Annotated in this window: 13 protein-coding genes; 7 read left to right on the top strand and 6 right to left on the bottom strand. The window is 53.7% G+C overall.

Annotated features, from left to right (window positions below):
- The first annotated feature begins 234 nt into the window (after positions 1–234).
- Both H8K43_RS16865 and H8K43_RS16860 read left to right on the top strand, forming a co-directional pair.
- Entirely contained in the window at positions 235–1,152 is a 918-nt protein-coding gene (locus H8K43_RS16865; RefSeq protein ID WP_186904936.1) for a peptidylprolyl isomerase, read from the top strand.
- An 84-nt stretch (positions 1,153–1,236) separates the two neighbouring features.
- The gene (locus tag H8K43_RS16860) at positions 1,237–3,306 is read left to right on the top strand and encodes a C1 family peptidase (RefSeq protein ID WP_186904935.1); all 2,070 of its coding nucleotides are present in this window, start codon (positions 1,237–1,239) and stop codon (positions 3,304–3,306) included.
- 4 nt (positions 3,307–3,310) lie between these two features.
- Here H8K43_RS16860 and H8K43_RS16855 read toward each other — a convergent pair whose 3' ends face one another.
- The 6 genes from H8K43_RS16855 to H8K43_RS16830 form a co-directional block, all read right to left on the bottom strand.
- Positions 3,311–5,257 (bottom strand): M66 family metalloprotease, encoded by a 1,947-nt coding sequence (locus H8K43_RS16855; protein ID WP_186904934.1) that lies wholly within the window; start codon positions 5,255–5,257, stop codon positions 3,311–3,313.
- A 98-nt stretch (positions 5,258–5,355) separates the two neighbouring features.
- The gene (locus H8K43_RS16850) at positions 5,356–6,390 is read right to left on the bottom strand and encodes a type II secretion system F family protein (protein ID WP_186904933.1); all 1,035 of its coding nucleotides are present in this window, start codon (positions 6,388–6,390) and stop codon (positions 5,356–5,358) included.
- Positions 6,391–6,580: 190 nt separating this feature from the next.
- Entirely contained in the window at positions 6,581–8,956 is a 2,376-nt protein-coding gene (locus H8K43_RS16845) for a DEAD/DEAH box helicase (protein ID WP_186904932.1), read from the bottom strand.
- Positions 8,957–9,269: 313 nt separating this feature from the next.
- Positions 9,270–11,414, bottom strand: coding sequence for a pre-peptidase C-terminal domain-containing protein (locus tag H8K43_RS16840; protein WP_186904931.1), 2,145 nt, complete (start codon positions 11,412–11,414; stop codon positions 9,270–9,272).
- A gap of 561 nt (positions 11,415–11,975) precedes the next feature.
- Positions 11,976–12,749, bottom strand: coding sequence for a substrate-binding periplasmic protein (locus H8K43_RS16835; RefSeq protein WP_186904930.1), 774 nt, complete (start codon positions 12,747–12,749; stop codon positions 11,976–11,978).
- Between the two features lie 7 nt (positions 12,750–12,756).
- A complete protein-coding gene (locus H8K43_RS16830; RefSeq protein WP_186904929.1) occupies positions 12,757–13,677 on the bottom strand; it encodes a 1-aminocyclopropane-1-carboxylate deaminase/D-cysteine desulfhydrase in 921 nt (306 codons plus the stop codon).
- Between the two features lie 142 nt (positions 13,678–13,819).
- Between H8K43_RS16830 and H8K43_RS16825 the strand changes: the two genes are divergently transcribed.
- From H8K43_RS16825 to H8K43_RS16805, 5 genes are all read left to right on the top strand, one after another.
- A complete protein-coding gene (locus H8K43_RS16825; RefSeq protein WP_186904928.1) occupies positions 13,820–14,479 on the top strand; it encodes a GGDEF domain-containing protein in 660 nt (219 codons plus the stop codon).
- Positions 14,480–14,900: 421 nt separating this feature from the next.
- Positions 14,901–16,835 carry a CocE/NonD family hydrolase gene (locus H8K43_RS16820; protein ID WP_186904927.1) on the top strand — a complete coding sequence of 645 codons (1,935 nt, stop codon included), beginning with the start codon at positions 14,901–14,903 and terminating at the stop codon, positions 16,833–16,835.
- 130 nt (positions 16,836–16,965) lie between these two features.
- Positions 16,966–17,550, top strand: a complete 585-nt coding sequence (locus H8K43_RS16815) for an RDD family protein (RefSeq protein ID WP_186904926.1) — start codon at positions 16,966–16,968, stop codon at positions 17,548–17,550.
- Between the two features lie 195 nt (positions 17,551–17,745).
- Positions 17,746–18,414 carry a hypothetical protein gene (locus H8K43_RS16810; RefSeq protein ID WP_186904925.1) on the top strand — a complete coding sequence of 223 codons (669 nt, stop codon included), beginning with the start codon at positions 17,746–17,748 and terminating at the stop codon, positions 18,412–18,414.
- A complete protein-coding gene (locus H8K43_RS16805; protein ID WP_186904924.1) occupies positions 18,407–19,108 on the top strand; it encodes a hypothetical protein in 702 nt (233 codons plus the stop codon). The genes H8K43_RS16810 and H8K43_RS16805 overlap by 8 nt, the downstream gene beginning before the upstream one ends.
- Positions 19,109–19,119: the final 11 nt, after the last annotated feature.

Below are 19,119 nucleotides of genomic sequence, written 5' to 3'. Positions count from 1 at the left end.
GGTATTTTTTTGGCTCAGATAAGGAATTTTCTTGCTGAGTTCGCATCTAAAGACGGTAAAAACCCTGGTCTACACAGATTTTGCTGTTTTTTTCGCTACAAATAGTAAGGAAGCGTGATGACTTGGCAAATTCACGGGTAGAATTCAGCGTCAAATTAATTTGAATGCCTGGGCCTGTTGCTCATGCAAAAATGCTTATCCGCTGCAAAGCAGTTCAACTTTAAGGAAATATTCATGTCGATCAAATCCCGCGTCGTTTTGGGTAGTGCCATTGCGCTGTTCGCGCTGAGCGCTTGCAATGATAAAGATAAAGCTGCCTCTGCTTCCGCAGAGAAGGATGCTGTGGCTGCGACCGTCAACGGCGCACCTATCGGCAAAAAACAACTGGATCAGATCATGTTGCAACAGGCTGCACAAGGTCTGCCTGACAATGCTGAAACCCGCAAAATGGTGATCGACAATCTGGCGATGCAAATCATCGTAGCGCAGGAAGCGGTCAACAAAGGCATCGATAAGACACCGGAAGTCAAAGAACAGCTGGAAATGACACGTATGTCTATCCTGGCCAATTCCTATGTCAAAGACTATATGAAAAATGCGGCAGTGACTGACGAAGCACTGAAAGCAGAATACGAAAAATTCAAAACAGCAGCAGGCGGCAATGAATTCAAGGCACGCCATATTCTGGTTGAAAAAGAAGAACTGGCGAAAGAACTCATCGCGAAAATCAAGAAAGATCCTAAGTCTTTCGACGCACTGGCAAAATCCAATTCCAAAGATCCTGGCTCTAAAGACAAGGGCGGCGATCTGGGCTGGTTCAATGCACGTAACATGGTGCCTGAATTCGGTGACGCAGTCGCTAAACTGGAAAAAGGTAAATTCACTGAAGAGCCAGTCAAATCCCAGTTCGGCTATCACGTGATCATCCTGGACGATTCCCGTCCGGTGACAGTGCCTGCGCTGGATGACATCAAAGCTGGCCTGACTCAACAGCTGCAACAGGAAAACCTGAAGAAGATGCTGGAAGACCTGAAAAAGAAAGCAAAGATTGAAATAGTCGGCGCGTCTGCATCGGCATCCGCCTCCGCTACCGCAGCACCTGCGGCATCGGCACCAGCTTCTGCCTCTGCATCTGCTGAAACGAAAAAATAATCCGCCAGTACTGTAGTAAATACAGCGGCAGACTACTCAGCCCCGGCTTGGAAACAAGGCGGGGCTTTGTTTTGGAGCTCACCCATGCGCACCCGTTCAAGCATGCCTAAGCCAGGCAACTCACCCAGCCAACTCCCTTACAGCATCGCACTGCAAACCGGTGCGCATGCCGACCGGCTCGATCTGCGTGACCGCAGCTTTGTACCGGAGCTGCGTCATCTGCCGCAGCAATTTCCGGATGCAGCCTGCGTCAGTCTGCGCTGGCCGGATTATCTGGCGGACTATGTCATGAATCAGGGCAGCGACGGTGCCTGTACCGGTTTTGGTCTGGCTGCAGTCATTCATTATCTGAACTGGCTGCGCGGTCAGCCAGTTACGCTGCGCAGTGCGCGCATGCTGTATCACCTGGCGCAGTTTTATGATGAATGGCCGGGTGAGGATTACACCGGTTCCAGCTGTCGTGGTGCTTTAAAAGGCTGGCATAAGCATGGCGTGTGTGCAGCCAGTCTGTGGCCGTACACGGTCAAAGCGGATGATACAGTGGCAGCATTTGAAGCGCCGCAGCCTGGCTGGGATATCGATGCACTGAGCTGTACTTTGGGTGTGTATTACCGCGTCGATAAAGACGATATCACAGCCATGCAGGCCGCCATCGCGCAAAGCGGTGCACTGTTTGTGTCGTCTGCGGTACACGCAGGCTGGGATCATCCGAAAAAGCCGGGCGCAGGTCGCAGTCCTGCCGTGCTCAGCCTGCAGGATTTACCGGTAATACAGCCCCATGCGCATAATCAGGGCATGCATGCATTTGCGCTGATCGGCTATACCATGCTGGGCTTTGTGGTACAAAACTCCTGGGGCGCTGACTGGGGCAGGCAGGGGCTGGCTATTCTGCCTTACGAAGACTGGCTGCAGCATGGCAGCGATGCCTGGACCTTCGCGCTCGGCGTGCCGCGCAATGACGCCGGTACGCAAATCAGCAGCGTACCGGCCGCCTACCGGCGCAATAGCCTGCATTCCTATCGTCCGCGCCCCTCACACCAGAATAAGACCGCGCTAAGCCTGGATCAGGCTTACAGCATGAGCCTGATCCTGGATAGCAGCGCGCGCGTGATACAAAGGCTGCTGCCATTTGCCAATGCGGCTGCCACGGTGGACTATATCGCACGGCAGGCGCCGCTGACCTGGCATACGCAGACGAGGCAGCGTGGCCCGCTCAGGCTGGCAGTGATCGCTCAAAGCGGTCTCTGCGATGAAGCGCAGCAGATACAGGAAAATGCCGTAAGTGCCCCGGCCTGGCTGGCGCAAGGTATTTATCCTGTCTTCATGAGCTGGAATAATGGCCTCAATGGGCTGGAGCAGCAATTGCGTGCGGAATTTGCTCAGCAAAACCGGTCTGCTGCGCTGAACCGCAGCATAGAAGCGCAGGCCGATGCGCTGGGCTGGAAAGCGCGCTGGACACAGATGAAACACAATGCCTGGCTGGCGGCACAAGCTGATCAGCCACCACGTGCACTGCATGTGCTGCTGCGCGTATTGCGCGCACTGAAACGTGAGTGTGTTGAGTGTGGTGCGGGATTGGAATTACATCTGGTCGGCGACCGCGCCGGTGCCTTACTGACGGGTCAAATGATCGCGAGTGGCAGCGCTTTAGATTTCGCCAGCGTGCAACTGCTTGCGCCCGCCTGCAGCCTGGAATTTGCACTCAGCCATTTCGGCCCAGCCTTACGCAAACAAACACTGCAGCCGCAGCAGCTGAAGATTTACAGCATCGCGGAACCGGCACTGCATCAGACCTATTTTGCTGATGTGTATCAGGGTGGCTTGCTGCATTTGATCGCGAATGCACTGGAAGACCGTTATCAGACGCCGTTACTGGGTCTGAGCAACGCACTCGATGCCGGAGCAGCGCAGCAAGCGCACTGGCATCCGGCCTGCCACAAAGATCTGCAACGATGGCATCAGCTGTTTTGGCAAGGAACGCCGCCTCAGGATTTCGCCAGCCACGGCAGCGGGCTGACGGTCAGGCAGCGTAAGCAACTGAGTCTGATTGCACCCGGGGCACTCAGCGACGCCGCCGGACCATCCCATCCGGCGCGCGACGCCTTGTTGCAAGAGCTGATCGGCACAATCAAAGCGACAAAACGCGAAGGCTGACAGCTCAGTAAGAACTGCTCATCACGACCCGCGCGCTGCTGATCTGAGCTGGTGTCAGACGCCATACCAGTGGCGTATCGAGCAATTCCAGCTTGCGGATTTGCGCAGCATTTTTAGCTGGAATATTGATGGCCCAGCTTTGCTGACTTCTGCCATTGAGCGGGTCATTGACACCGGTATCAAAGGTTTCAGGATAAGAGTATTTTCTGAAGCCTTCTTTCAATACGCGGTAAATCTGACTGCCATCGGAGAAGGTGACGCGCAGCGTGTAATCACAACCGGAAGAATGGCAGTACCACATATACTCAGGGCTGCTGCCGTTCTGACTGTAAGGGAAAATTTTACTGAGCTGCGTGCTGTCCATAGGATCAATGGTCTCGATCAGATTACCCTGATGTGTGACCGGATCATAAAAGCGCGATGCGCCGGCCGTCGCGGTATTGCTATACGTCGCGACGATGGTATGCACAGGCACATTCTGGCTCAGGGGTAAATTCTGTTTGATTCCATCGACACCGTAAGAACTGGTTTTCGGTGTGTAATCAACCCAGACCGCACGGCTGCTGTCCCAGCTCGACAAGCCGGTCACCGATGCACTGTTCACTTTGATTTGCCCCTGTATCCAACGCTGTATGCGCGCCGTATTAAAATCAGAAAACATAGACAGGGGGTACTTGGGATCGCTGCCATTATCCGCATCATCCATAGGATCTTTGCGATAGCAACGTCCTTTTTCATCAAGCTGATAGCCGTTATTGCTGCGGCACCAGGTAAAACGCGGTGCGGTCGGTGGCATCAGCGGATTACGGAATTCACGGGTCACCATATTGAAGCCCCAGGCCGAGCCCTTAATCGAACCGGCTATGTAAGGAAACTTGCTGCCACTGGCATCGTTGTATTCGCTGGCGGAATGCCCCAAACCCATCGCATGTCCGGTTTCATGCAATAACAAACCATAGGTATTCGCACCGGCACCGACGCCGGAACCTATCCAGCTGACGCCACCGCCTATCCAGGCCAGCTGATTACTATTCTTGATAGTTTTATCAATCGCGATGATGGAAGCATAGGTAACACGGTTGAGCGCGCCATCGCCATTAGCACGATGCATCAGCAACGCCAAATCACTGCTGGTCTCGATCAGGTGACCGCCTTTGACTTCATGATGGGAACTGACCACATACGCAGCAGCGCCAGCCTTGGGTGGAATCACGATCGCATCTGCCACAAACTGACCCAGTGGATGATTACTGATCCTGACCTGTGAGGCGGGCCAGGTCGCAGCAGCCCGCAACTGAGCAGCGGCATCCATATTCAACACACGTTCACTATCCAGATTCAGACCGGTATTGGCATTATTGGCACCAAACAGCACGAAAGGCAGTATCTGCATCTGCAATTCGGTATTGGCACCAACCGTCAACGCCACAGGTTTGCTGTAATCGTAATTGCTGGCAGAAACGCGCAGGCTGATGCCGGGCTGTACCAGATTCGCTGGCAAAGTCAGGCTCCAGAAATCATTGCCGTATGGGGTGTCGAGTCCCTCAGACGGTGGCAATTGTGCGGGTGGCGTCAAAGCCAGCCTGGCTAATACCACGCCATCCTTGAGCACTTCCACGACCGGATTTTGTGCATCTGCACTGCCCAGTCTCAGCAAGACCAGCGCATCACGCTGCGCCGCCAGTGTCAAAGGCGCGCTATTGGCGGTACTCCAGTTCAGTCCATCCGGCGGTATCAGATGGGTCTGGGCGACTTCTGTTTTGCTGATGACCAGTGCAGTCTTGGCCACAACCGGCGGGTTGCCGCCAGCTGCGCCGCCATTTCCATCGCTGCCGGAATTACCAGAGCCACTGCCGCCGCCACAGGCGGACAAGATCAGCAAGGCAGCAGCGCAGGCACATGCGGAAAGAGGAAATGCAGAAAATCTGGCTGAGGAGTTTGGCTGTTTCATGATTTCACCTGTAGACGTATGCCTACACGATAAGACAAACAGCACAGCAGGTGAATTGTACTTTGGTGCAAAGCTGCACAGCAGGTCACAGGGGTGGATCAGCTGTTCACAACCGCAGGCAGCCTGCCGTGATTGCCGAATCCGACATCGGCTGGCATGCGTGGCATGATGCCGGGGCCGGATAATAATTGCATCGCCATCCAGATGGCGATCACGGCATAACACAGACGCGGTAACCAATCCGCCAATTGACGCCAGCTATCCGCCAGCTGCGCGTTTTCCTGCGCCGCATACCGCAATAAGGTCTCGCTCAGAGTGCCGCTTTGTTCCGCCACATTCAACAAGGGCATGATCGCACCACTGCCACCATCCGGTACTTGCATCAGCGCCTGGTACAGGCTGCGACCCGCGTGTAATTCCTTCACTGCAGCACGAAAGCGCATGCGCAAAGCCGGATTGCGCACAGTCTGGCTGGCCTTGGGCACTGCATCAAATACCGGCACCCCGGCTTCCAGCAACAGTCCCAGACTTTCATAAAAATTTCTGGCATCGTGGCGTAACTGAAAACGTCCCAGCACAGGCACATGCTGCACGCCCCGCAGCAGGCTGTCAGCGATTGCAGAATCGCCGCGTTCCAGGGTTTGCCACAAACGCGAAAGCAGCCAGGCCAGCACACCCAACAGCAAAAACGGCAGCAACAATCCACCCAGATAAGCTGTGCCGCTGATCTGGCCGCTGACCAGTTGCGGCAAGGGCCGCACGCACAGTGCGATCAGTAAAATCAGTAAAGGAAAACGCAAGCGGCTGCGGACTGCCGCAATCTGAGCACTGCGCTGGGTATAGTTATCAGCCAGACGCTGATACAACACAGCCGGGCTGCCCGCCTGACAGGCAGCGCGCAATAACTGACTTTCCAGGTCGCTCAACAAACCAGCGATTTGGCCTGCGGTTGCAATATCCTTACCACGCTTTAATTCACGCAAGGCGCGTTGCACCCGGGGTTGCAGCCGCGCCGGCAAACGCAACAGAGAAAACGCATGATGCGCAGACAGACCGGATTTTTCCATCAGTGCCAGATGCGTGAACATTTGCGCACGCACAGAAAACGGCATTACAGGCACAGAGCTGGCCATGCTGGACGGTCCTTTCATATTCAGGTGACAGCGCAAATCAGCGCAGCCTTGCCATCCATTCTACCCGCTGAGTTGGTGTACAAAAACAAAAACCCCATGCAAAAAAGTATGCATGGGGTTTTCTGAACCGGATCACAACAACAAACTGAGTGATTCAAGTTGTGGATACTACGTCTGCTGATTTGTCAGCTTATTTGCCCGACTTATGACGCGAAGTACCGCTGTTTTTATCGAACTTAGAAGGACGACGCTCGCCGCTGCGTGGTGCACCGGCAAAGGATTTCACACCCGGTTTGCCGCCAGCTTTTTCTGCGACACGACGATCACCGCCGCTGCGTTTGGCACCAGCCGGGAAATCCTGAGCGATACCGCCGCTGGACGGGCCGATTGAGCTGATCTTGATTTGCTTACCGGCGACCCAGACGCCCTTCAGTTGCTGCAGCAATTCCTTAGGCATACCGTCTGGTAAATCCAGTGTGCTGTGGTCGTCAAAAATTTCGATGCGGCCTATGTATTTGGCTTCCAGTCCGGCTTCGTTTGCAATCGCACCCACAATATTCGACGGTGTGACTGAGTCCTGTTTACCGACTTCGATGCGATAGCTTTGCATAGGGATCGCGACCTTGGTCTTGTCCTTTTTCGGCTTAGCGGCGCGCTCTTCCGGTTCTTCACGTGTGCTGAAGGCACGGTCTACCACCTGATTCAGACGGCTGCCCGGTGCGCTGTCAGCGATACGTGGCGCACGCTCTGTGCGCTCTGCACGTTCAGTGCGCTCATGACGGTCCGAACGTGCTGCACGTGGTGCAGAGAAATCAGCGCCCGCTGCATTACCGTTCTCTGCACTGATGCGCAAAGACTGCCCGGCCACGCGTACCGATTTCAAATGATCGAGCATCTCGCCCGGCAAATCATCCGGCAGATCGAGGATGGTGTAGTCGTCATAAATATCGATACGACCGATGAATTTCGATTCGATATTGGCTTCATTCGCAATCGCACCGACGATATTGCCTGGCTTAACGCCATGCTCATGACCAACTGCGATGCGGTAAGTCTGCATGCCAGGTTCGGCAACGCGCGGACTATGTTCGCGACGCGGACCACGTTCAGCGCGATCAGTACGCTCAAAACGATCGCCACGCTCACGTGGGGCGCGATCATTGCGGTCATTACGGTCATTGCGATCGTTACGGCCCGCACGCTCTTCGCGCCAGCTGTCATCGGCTTTAGTTTCGCGATAGTTTTTGTCCAACAGCAGCGGCTCATCGCCACGCGCCATTTTCGCCAGTGCCGCTGCGATTTCGATTGCAGGCACATTGTGTTCCTGTTCGAAGTCTTCAATCACGGCGGCGAATTCTTCCAGTCCGCCTTGTGCCAGCGTGGTGGCAATCTGATCTTTGAAACGTGCGATACGCACATTATTCACGGTCTGTATGGTCGGCAATTCCAGTGGCGATACCGGCTGACGGGTCGCACGTTCTATCGCTTTGAGCAGATTTTTTTCGCGTGGTGTGATGAACAGGATCGCTTCACCGCTGCGACCGGCACGACCGGTACGGCCAATACGATGGGTATAGCTTTCCGGATCATATGGCACGTCGTAATTAATGACGTGGCTGATACGCTCTACGTCCAGACCACGCGCGGCCACATCGGTCGCGACCAGAATATCGATTTTGCCGTCTTTCAGTTGCTGGATAGTGCGCTCGCGCTGCTGCTGATTAATGTCGCCATTGATCGCGGCCACGGAAAAACCGCGCGCATCGAGTTTGGCAGCCAGCTCTTCGGTACCCAGTTTGGTACGCGCAAAGATGATCATGCCGTCAAAGGTTTCTGCTTCCAGAATACGGGTCAGCGCATCCAGTTTATGCATGCCTGAAACCAGCCAGTAACGCTGACGGATATTGTCGGCGGTGCCGGTTTTGGCGGCGATGGTGACTTCGGCTGGTTTATTCAGGTAAGTCTGGGCGATACGCTTGATGACCGATGGCATGGTGGCGGAGAACAGCGCAGTCTGGCGGCCTTCCGGCGTTTCTTGCAGGATGCGCTCGACATCATCGATAAAGCCCATACGTAGCATTTCATCGGCTTCATCCAGCACCAGGGTTTTGAGCGCGGACAAATCCAGCGAACCTTTATCCAGATGGTCGATCACGCGGCCCGGTGTGCCGACGATCACATGCACGCCACGGCGCAGCGCCGATAATTGCGGACCATAGCTCTGGCCGCCATAAATAGGCAGTACATGAAAGCCGGGAATATGACGCGCGTAAGTCTGAAACGCTTCCGCGACCTGAATCGCGAGTTCACGGGTAGGCGCCAATACCAAGGCCTGTGGCGTGGTTTGACGGATGTCGATGCGCGACAAAATAGGCAATGCGAAAGACGCTGTTTTACCGGTACCGGTCTGGGCCTGGCCCAGTACATCGCGGTTATCCAACAAATAAGGAATCGTGGCCGCCTGAATCGGCGACGGGGTTTCGTAACCGACGTCTTGCAGCGCGCGCAGCAGTGGCGCACTCAATTCTAGGTCGGCAAAAGATAAAGGGGTGGTGTTTTCTGACATGGCGATGCTCGCTCGTTCGCTCGTATCGCAGGATGCGACAAGATATTTGGGACGCTAGTTTACTCTGTTGTACCCAGTATAGGTGCAGGATAAGGAAAGTTCGCCTGTTTTTTCAGCAAATTAAGGGTGAAAAGCAAGCTACGCGGCCGATATTGCGCCACTTCCTTAGCATACAGCCAAGCCTTTGGTCACCACTCGCGTATCGTGACCGCATAAAAAAAGCCCATCCGGTCAGGGATGGGCTCAATCTGTTGGAGAGTTATTATTATTTTTTCTTATTATTTATTTTTATTATGTGTCCTGCCCTGAACGCTTACCAGGTGAATACCGCGCTGTATTTACCATTCGTGGCACCGGTGCCACCGCTGTAATACAGCACTTTGGCGTACACCACGACCGCCGCTGTGCCGGTATTGGCATACGTCACGGTATCAGCTGCACCCTTGCCGTTGGTGCTGGAAGTCAACTTGGTGCCCGTGCTGTTATACAGTTCCAGATCGTAGTCAGAGCTGGAGTTTGGTGTCATCACCACTTTCAGGGTTTTACCGGCCGGAACCGTCACCTTGAAATAATCCACATCGGTACTGGCGCTGATCGTGCCATTAACAGTCGTGTTCGATGTGCTGATCAGGTTCGCTGTCGCTGTGGTGTTATTGCTTTCTGTTTCGCTGATGACGTTGCCCGGAGGAACAGCGCCAGCCAGAATATTCTGTGCTTCAAACTTGGCACGGAAAGTATTGGCATAAGTCGCATCGTTCGGGAACAAGGCAGTTGCCGCATTCACGATTGCTGTCGCCATGGCTGGCATCTTGACGTTAGAACCCAGACCGAAATGCGCTTCCAGAATAATCTTGTCGACGTTTTCACGTGGCTTGCCAGCTGCGATCAGCGCAACCAGCGACTGGAACAGCGGTGTCGACCATAATTCATCCGACTGGAAAGTCACGCCATTTTCTGTGACCGAGGTATGTGGCGGATAGGATTTCGATGCATTGTATTTGGCATCGGTGCGGTTCAGCATACGGCCACCCCAGCATGCATTATGTCCATCCCATTTAAACGCCCATTCCGGATGGAAGGTCTTGCCGTTGGCGGTGCTGTAGGAGTAGGAAGCCGCCCAGTAATCACCAAAGCCTTCGCCCATACCGCCGGTGTCGCCACCAGTCCAGCTATTATTGATGTTGTACTGAATACCGTGACCATATTCATGCAGGATCACGCCCACGTCTTCGGTATCATTCACACAGCCATGGCCGAAAGCCAGATAATCCTTGCCGGCTGCAGCTGGCTGGTAATGGGAATTGTCATCGCCATTCACGCCATCGGTATCTACATTCAGCGGACGGTTGATGATGGATTTGGAACCGGTGAAGCCCAGCGACTGGATATAGCGCTGGTTCTGATCCAGATGGAAGTAAACGTTGGTATCGTCAAACGCGTTGTTGCCACGTTTGGCTGTCCACACTCCGTTGGTGGTGGTGCTAGGCGCGGTATTTGGGGCCTCGATATCCGTGATGTTTACGAAAGGACCGGACAAGGTATACACACCATTGGTGACGGTCAGATCGCGCAGGGTTTTGGTCGAGTATGCGGCATCAAACGCGCTCGCGGCTGAGGTATCAGACAGGTTTTCTGTATTGAGCACAGAACGTGGATCGGGATCAAACACCAGGCCGCTGCCGTTGACGCCGGAAGCCACTGCGGCCACGGCCAGGCTGCTGGCAGCAGGTGCTGCTGCGACTTTGCCCAGCTTGGCAGAAAATGCGGCCATTTCAGACTGACGGTCGAGTGTGGAGACATTCAGTCTGGCGCGCTCAGCCAGACTGCGTTCACCCCCTTTGGACATACGTGGCAGTGTAGTCGAATAGGAATCCAGTAATTTGCCATCAGCGGTGCTGATGTACTGCACGAAACCACCGGTAGGCATCTGGGCCGAGATGTTGACTTTATGCGCGAGCTGGAAACCGGACGGACCTGCAACCCAGACCAGATCGGTCTTCGGTGCGGCCACCAGTTTGTGCTGCACTTTCATATTGGCCCAGGCTTTGTCCAAAGCCTGCTCTGTCGTGATTTGCTTTTGCACGTACAACTGATTGACGGCATTCGCGTCAGCCTGTGCAGACACTGGCTTAGTCTCATTGAAGACTTTCAGTAAGTCGCCTTTGTGGCTGATCGAAATAACGATTTCAGCGCGATCCACCGGGATGCCGCGCAGCATTTGCTGATAGTAGTAATGCTTACCGAGCAGGGAATCCTGCACCTTGGTCAGCACCAGATTATCGAGACTGGCTGGCAAGCCATATTTGGCCGCGTTTTTAGCCAGCACATCTTTTGCGGAAGCGGCTTTTTCACCAGCGAATATGGTCAGATTTTCGACCGTATGGCTGGCTGCAAAAGCACCGCTGGAAACAGCGGACAAGATGAGTGTTGCGAGGATGGATCGTGATTGAAACCGCATGTGTACTTCTCCCTGGTTATATCGATTTCCAGTCAGTTCACTGCCGGAAATCATTCATTATTTGCGCATCGCTGCGCCCATGTGGCAGCCCCGCCGGGCTAGTTACTTCAACAACGTCGACTCAGTGTAGGGGGAAATGTTGTCCGAGAATAGCGAGCAAAATGACGTCAAAAAACCGATATAAATTACATTTTGACGACAAAATAAATCATTTTGACGATTAATTTTGTTAAAAAACCATGCTGCGCACCAACATTTTCTGAAATGCACTCATTTTGGGCGATACGGAATCACTGTTTCACCAAAAAACGCACATTTTCCGTGCAATTTCAGACCAGATTTGGCCGCAACTGAGCAGCAACTCTAATTTCTCGTGGGCAATTTACAACAATGAGGGTAAATGAAATAGATCAAATCCACGGCAAAGCCAGATTTGTATTCAGTTTGAAAAGTAAGACTGAGTAAGGATGCGGCTCGCAAGACGAAATACGGCCAGATCGTAAGAAGCACGCGGACTTTTTGAATGAAAAAAATTTTTGTTTGAATCAGAGCGCTGCGAGCTTATTTTTCAGTCAAGCCGTATTGATGTAGCAGCCTGCTTTGCTCGCCGCTATCAAGCAGACGTTGAATCTGGCGGTTAATCTGTTCCAGTTTCCAGCCTGATTTCGGCGACAGCGCACATTGAGTATAGACCCTGGAAAAATGCGCAGGCGCGATACTGAACTGTGACCTTTGCTCAGGATGCAGTTTGAAATAGCCTTCTATCTCCGCGTCAGACGTAATCAATGCATCGGCCGCACCCATAGCGACCAACCGGAACATACTCGCGACTTCGATCTGATCCAGACGCTGGATTTTACCGGCCGCCACTTCCTGCTGTATCTGCGGATAATGATAGGCCAGCTGGGTTGCGATTTTTTTTCCTTTGAGCTGAGCCGGATAGCTGGTCGGCACGGCATTTCCCTTACGCACCAGCACACGCTCAAACTGCGGCAAATTTGGCAGACTCCACTGTAAATCCGAGGACTGATCCATCCATTGCGGACTGAAATAACAGACCAGATCAGCATCACCACGCAGCAGTGCCGGCTCTACCCGACGCCGGGAATAAGTCTGATACACAGCTTGAGCTGGCAAACCACGTGCAATCGCATCGGTATAGTCTTTCAGTAATCCACCCGTCAACTGATGCTGCTTATCGAATACATTGAGCGGATTATCCAGGGTTTCAATAACAGCAATACGCAGTTTTTCTTCAGCGCGTGCACAGGCCTGGCGGCTGTGAGCCAGGCCAACGAGTAGCAACGACAAAATGACTAAGCCTTTTTTTGACACAACAAACTCACTGTGAATAATGACCAGCCCAATCCGGAAAACCACGCACACCCTGCATGCCACCGGTATGGAGCGCCAGCACCGTCTGCCCGGATCGAAATATTCCATTCAGGCAAAGCAAATGCAAGGCGTACAACATCTTGCCAGTGTAGACGGGTTCCGTCGGGATACCAGTACTGGCATAAAAATTTTTGCAAAATTCGCTTAATTCCGGCGAGATACGCGCATAGCCACCATGATGAAAGTCGGTCAGCAAGCGGAAATTTTGCCACGCCGGGTAGCCAGCCTGAATCAACAATCGCGCCAGCTCCTGTTGCAAATATGCAGCATTTGGAAAACTCGCCACAGCCGTAACCTGGCCACGCCCGCGCATACCTGCCAGCACACCCGCGGCGGTGGCGCCCGTTCCGGCGGCCAGCCAGACCTGATCTGGTACCAAGCCCAGCTCCTGCTCCACTTCAGTGACCAGCTCGGCCACGCCGTGCAAAGCGCTGGCGGCACTGCCGCCTTCCGGCAGCCAGACCGCCTCAGTCTGTTTGCCATCAAGCTGCGCATACTGACGCCAGAAATCCGGCTCCTGACGCAAGCTGCGATAATCCTCACGGTTCACATACAGCAGCTGCATACCCAGCGCGCGGCAATCGGCCAGCATCGCACTGTCCATCCCCACATGCGCACGCACCAGAAAACGTCCAGACCAGCCACGCTGCTGTAAAGCATGCGCCAGTGCGTGTAAATGGTTAGACCACAAGCCGCCCATGCTGAGTACCAGTGGCTGTCCCGACAAGGCCAGTAAAGGGTATTTGAGCTTGCGGAACTTATTCCCGGATACCTGAGGATGCAGCAAATCATCACGCTTCATCCACAAGCGGATACCGGGAAACAGATCACTCTGCACAGGCTGACAAGGAAAGACGGCTGGAATCACGATAGTGTTATGGCTGACAAAATGCTAAAGTAAGGCCGCGCTATTGTAAGTGACATCCGCTAACTCTGCAGGCGCATCCAGGACACGCAGGATCAGACCATACCCGGCCTGACAGGCCACCAGCAATCCCGTCGGAGAGGACATGCCAACCGATTCACAACATCCCTTGCAGCATGTGCGGTCACAGCTGACCAAAATGATAGAGGATATTAAAACCCACGGTAACCAGGACAATCTGGTACCGAATCTGGAGCAATTGCTGAAGCAGTTAGACAGTCTGACCGAACACGATCACCTGACCGGTGCCTACAACCGGCGCACCCTGTTGTCGTATCTGGATTCCGAACTGGCGCGCTCCTACCGCACCGGCCATACCTTTACACTGGCTGTGATCAGCATCGACGGACTGGAGCTGATACTCGAACAACATGGACAGGCTGTCGCCAAACAAGTGCTGCAAATGCTGGCCAAAGAAGCACTGACTATGCTGCGCACCCTGGATTCTTTCGGCCGGGTCGCCGCCAATGAATTTGCCATCATCATGCCAACCACCTGGCTGGACCAAAGCCTGAAAGCCATCGCCCGCCTCAAACAACGTATCGATCAATGCGACTGGAATGCCGTCGCTGCCGGATTACAAATCAGCTTCTGTACCGGCCTCACCACCAACGCCATCAAGGATACGCCCGACATCATGCTGCAAAGAGCGACGCAGGCCCTGCAGCAAGCCAAAGCCAAAGGCAAAGACAGCATCACCGACATCGAAGCCCCGCTGCCGGAATACCGGCCGGAAGAGGATTAATGTTGAGGGATTATGAATATGGACAAGTCAAAAAATAGTCATACCGATGTTTTACGCTTCATTTGCGGATACGTGGTGGGTGCGGGGTTAGCGTTAATCTATTTATGGGTCTCTCAGGCTAATTAGTTCGCCATTCAACGCCTTTACATTGCCAGTGAAATCGCCGGTGTCTCTTGATTTGTTTTTTTCATCTGCTTTTTCTGTCATTGAACAGGCTTAGGACAGGCGCGTAATTTTGCAATGTGCCTGACTACTTTTGATCTGACAGGAATGACAGTGATTTTTTATTGGTCGTATTTTTATATTTCCACACCGCGCATGGAACTTCCCGGCGCTCTGGCATACTAAGCCTGCAAGCCGCTGCCTGTCTGATGTGAGGGCAGTTCCCGGTTTCTCATGCCTCAGCTCTGACAGGAACTTCATGAAATCTACTCCATTGCTGGCCAGTGTGCTGGCCGCTTTTGTTGTCGCCGGTGCTGCGCTGCCGGTATCTGCTGTGGCGCAGGCCGCTGCCAGTCAGGATGCGCGTCTCGATCCGCTCAGGCAGCGCGCAGATTACATCCGTGAGCATTACACCAAATTCGAATACCGCATCCCCATGCGCGATGGCAAACGCTTGTTTACTGCGGTGTATGTGCCGAATGATGCGGATCGCAAAAAGACTTATCCGGTGCTGATGGTGCGTACACCGTATTCGATTGCACCGTATGGCGCGGATCAGTATAAGGGCATGCTGGGACCGACCGCTGAGTATGAAAAAGAAGGCTATATTTTTGCATTCCAGGACGTGCGTGGCACCTATATGTCGGAAGGCGAGTTCATCAATATGCGGCCGCATATCGATGTCAAACGTGGCAGCAATGATGTCGATGAAAGCTCAGACACTTACGACACCATAGACTGGCTGATCAAACACCTGCCTCAGCAAAATGGCAAGTTCGGGCAATGGGGTATTTCCTATCCTGGTTTTTATACCTCGGCCGGTGCGATCGACAGCCATCCTGCGCTGAAGGCGATTTCACCGCAGGCACCGATAGCGGACTGGTTCCGCGGCGATGATATGCATAGAAACGGCGCGCTGAATCTGTCGATGGCATTCACCTTCTTTCATAGTTTCGGGGTACCGCGTCCGGAACCGACTGAAAAACGCGGCTGGCGTGAATTCAATTACGGCACACCCGATGCCTATGAATTTTTCCTGAAACTGGGACCGCTGGCGAACGTGAATGCACAATACTTCAAGGGCGGTATCCCGTTCTGGAACGACATCATCGCGCATCCGGATTATGATCAGTTCTGGCAAAGCCGCAATCTGCTGCCGCATCTGAAAAATATTAAAGCAGCGGTACTGACCGTGGGCGGCTGGTATGACACCGAAGATTTATATGGCCCTTTGCAGACCTATAAGGCGATAGAAAAACTCAATCCCGGCATACAGAACACGCTGGTGATCGGGCCCTGGATACATGGTGGCTGGACCCGCAGCAATGGCGATCAGGTTGGCGATGCGCACTTTGGCTACAAGACGGTGAACAATTATCAGCCCGTCGAGCTGGCGTTTTTCCGTCACCATCTGAAAGGCGCTGAGCAGCCGCGTTTGCCGGAAGCCTGGATGTTTGAAACCGGTGCCAACCGCTGGCGTGGTTTTGACAGCTGGCCACCACAGCAAGTTAAAGATCAGGCTCTGTACTTCCATGCCGATGGCAAACTGCGTTTCAACGCACCAAACGAACAGCAGCCAGCCTTTGATGAATACCTGAGCGACCCGGCCAAACCTGTGCCCTACACCACCGAGATCATGAATGGCTGGAGTAAAAATTATGTCGCAGCGGACCAGCGCTTTGCCAGCAGCCGTCCCGATGTACTGAGCTGGGAAACGGATGTGCTGGAGCAGGATGTCACGCTGGCTGGCCCGCTGGAGGCCGATTTGTTTGTGAGCGTCACTGGCAGCGATGCCGACTTCGTGGTTAAGCTGATTGACGTTGCGCCCCCGGATCTGAAAGAACAAGGCATACAACGCGGTCATCAGCAAACTCTGGTGCGTGGCGAGCCTTTCCGTGCGCGTTACCGCCAGAGTTTCAGTCAGCCGCTGGCTATGGTGCCGGGACAGATCACGCCAGTGCGCTTCAGCATCAATGATGTGCTGCATACCTTTAAACGCGGCCACAAAATCATGGTGCAGGTGCAGTCGTCCTGGTTCCCCTTCATAGACCGCAATCCGCAAAGCTTTGTGCCGAACATTTACGAAGCCAAGGCCAGCGACTTTATCAAAGCAAATCATAGAGTCTACCGCTCTGCGGGCCAGGCCAGTGCTTTGCGCGTGAAAGTGTTACCGGCGACGGATGCCCGGCCTTAAGGCAAGCCTGCGCTCGCTATGTTGAGTCTGCAGCGACCCGCCAGCTGGCGGGTCGCTGCTTTTCTGAGGGCTGACACTTCAGGTATATTGTCGGATTCTTGCCAGTGCGCCGTCTCCACTTCTTCAATCTATGAACGATTCATCCTCTCATGACGATCAGCGAGCTGATACGGATCTGCTGATCGCGATTGCGCAAACTCCCATCCCCTTACAACGTCGCGAGCAAATAGAAGTCATATTGACAGAGCGTGGCATGTCTGTTGACGACATTAACTGTCTGCGCCAGTTAGCTGGTCTGCCAGCACTCAGTAATTTTCCATTCGGGGATCGTCCTGCCAGTCGTTTCCGGCGTATAGGTGCGTTCCTGATCGACATCATCGTGCTCAATCTGAGTATGATGCTGGTCCATTTTTTGTTGCATCAGTCCGGACTGGCTTGGGCAAAATCACTGTCTGGCATATTTGTCTCCTTGTGTCTGGGCTATATGCTGATACGTGATGCCTTACCCAACGGCGGCATAGGCAAACGCTGTTTGCGCCTGCGTGCAGTCACAGCATCTCATGGTGAAGCATTGACCGTCTGGCGCTCCTGCCAGCGAAATCTGGCGATGCTAATGACGGTGTTTGAGCTGATCGCGTTTCTCTTTAATGAGAACAAACAACGTATGGGCGACCAGTTAGCGAAGAGCATAGTCGTTGATCTGTATCCGGAATAAGCCATCTGGCTATCTGGCCGCGCAGCAAAGCCTGTCGCGCGCTTATGCCGCAAACGCATGATTTGCGCAACATAAAGATAAAAATGACAAGCTTACGTTTTGACAATATGCTATTCTGAGCCGCGTATTGCCTTTCCCGTTTCATTTCTACACTTACTGCGATTTTTCACCGGACTACCTAATTGGGAGACAAGCATGTCGAACATTGCTGGTAAAGCCTATGCGATGAATGTCATCACACCAGTACGCTGGTACACGGCATGGGTGAATAAGTTGTTTTTCTGGGTTGCACTGAAACGCCCCAGCACTTTGCAGGGTCTGATCACACTGTCTTTAATCCATTATGCGCGCTGGGTGATCGTCGGGCGCAAACAATTTCCGCATGTTTCGCCTGAGCAGCCTAAAGAAAAACTGAAGTACAGCTACATGCTGTTTTTCAGTAATTTCAATGGCAGCTGGGATCAGTATGTGGACTCGTTCACCTTCGCGATACCGGGCGGGCTCGATCTGTTCTGGAAATGGAATATACGCTATTCCAAGTCGGTCGCTTTAACGCCTTTCCATCGCTATATCCAGTACAACCAGCTCGAAACCATCCACTATTACAGCGCCTATCCGCTGGCCGCATCCAACGATATCAAGTCGGCTCAGACAGTCAGGGAAAGCCTGCTCGCGTTTAACCGCACTGTCGATCAGGGCAGCGACCAAGAGTTTGAAAGACGGTATAAGGCCTTGCTGCGCGGGCTGCAGCATGATCTGGGTGAAATGCACCCGACCCCCATCATCAGTATGTCTGCCGCGCAGGTGGAGAAGCGGGTGCGCTGGCACGCGGGTCAACTCGATCAGGAGCGTCCTCATGGCTAATGTATTTGGTAATGCTTACGGTCTGACCGTACTCTCCCCCATCCGCAATGGTCTGGTGGCGGGACGCGAAATCTCGCATGCGGATCTGGTCCGCGATCTGCTGCAAAGCTGGAATCAGGAATTCAACAGCCCGATGGCACTGGTGCCTGAAACCTATCTGTGTCGCTTTTTCGTGCTGGATGATGTAGTCACTGAATCCCTGCCTGGCGGCAGCGCGCCGGATACCTGGTCGGATTATCTGCCGGTGGTACCGGATGGCCTGCGCCGCAGCGTGATGCCAGTCGAAGAGCATCTGCAATCGGCCTATCTGGTGTTCACCACCAATTTTTATTGTGGCCCTTCGGGTGAACCGGATGCCTATTTACGCGGCATGTGGGAAGCCATCAACCAGCGCATACGCGAAGTCTGGCAACACTGCTATGGCTTTGAACGGGTGCAGGATGCGCGCAGTTTCACGGACTATATACGGCAATGCCAGCTCAAGACTTCGCTGTTCTTTGTCGGCTCGAATGACTTACCGCTGGCGGAACAGCTCAAAGCGCTGTATCTGAAACAGGAGTTCGCGCGTTTTGCCACCGCCCATCAGGGCTTACCCGCCGCCGAGCTGCGCGCGCGCTACCGCGAGTTCATGCACAGAGTGCAGGCGGAACATGTGCAAAGCCCGACCTGGGCTCCGGGACAATATCGTCTGTAACGCCATACAGG

It is taken from the genome of Cognatundibacterium curvum, from assembly GCF_014284235.1.
Lineage (GTDB): Bacteria > Pseudomonadota > Gammaproteobacteria > Burkholderiales > Burkholderiaceae_D > Undibacterium > Undibacterium curvum.
This window is presented reverse-complemented; position numbering and strand designations above follow the sequence as displayed.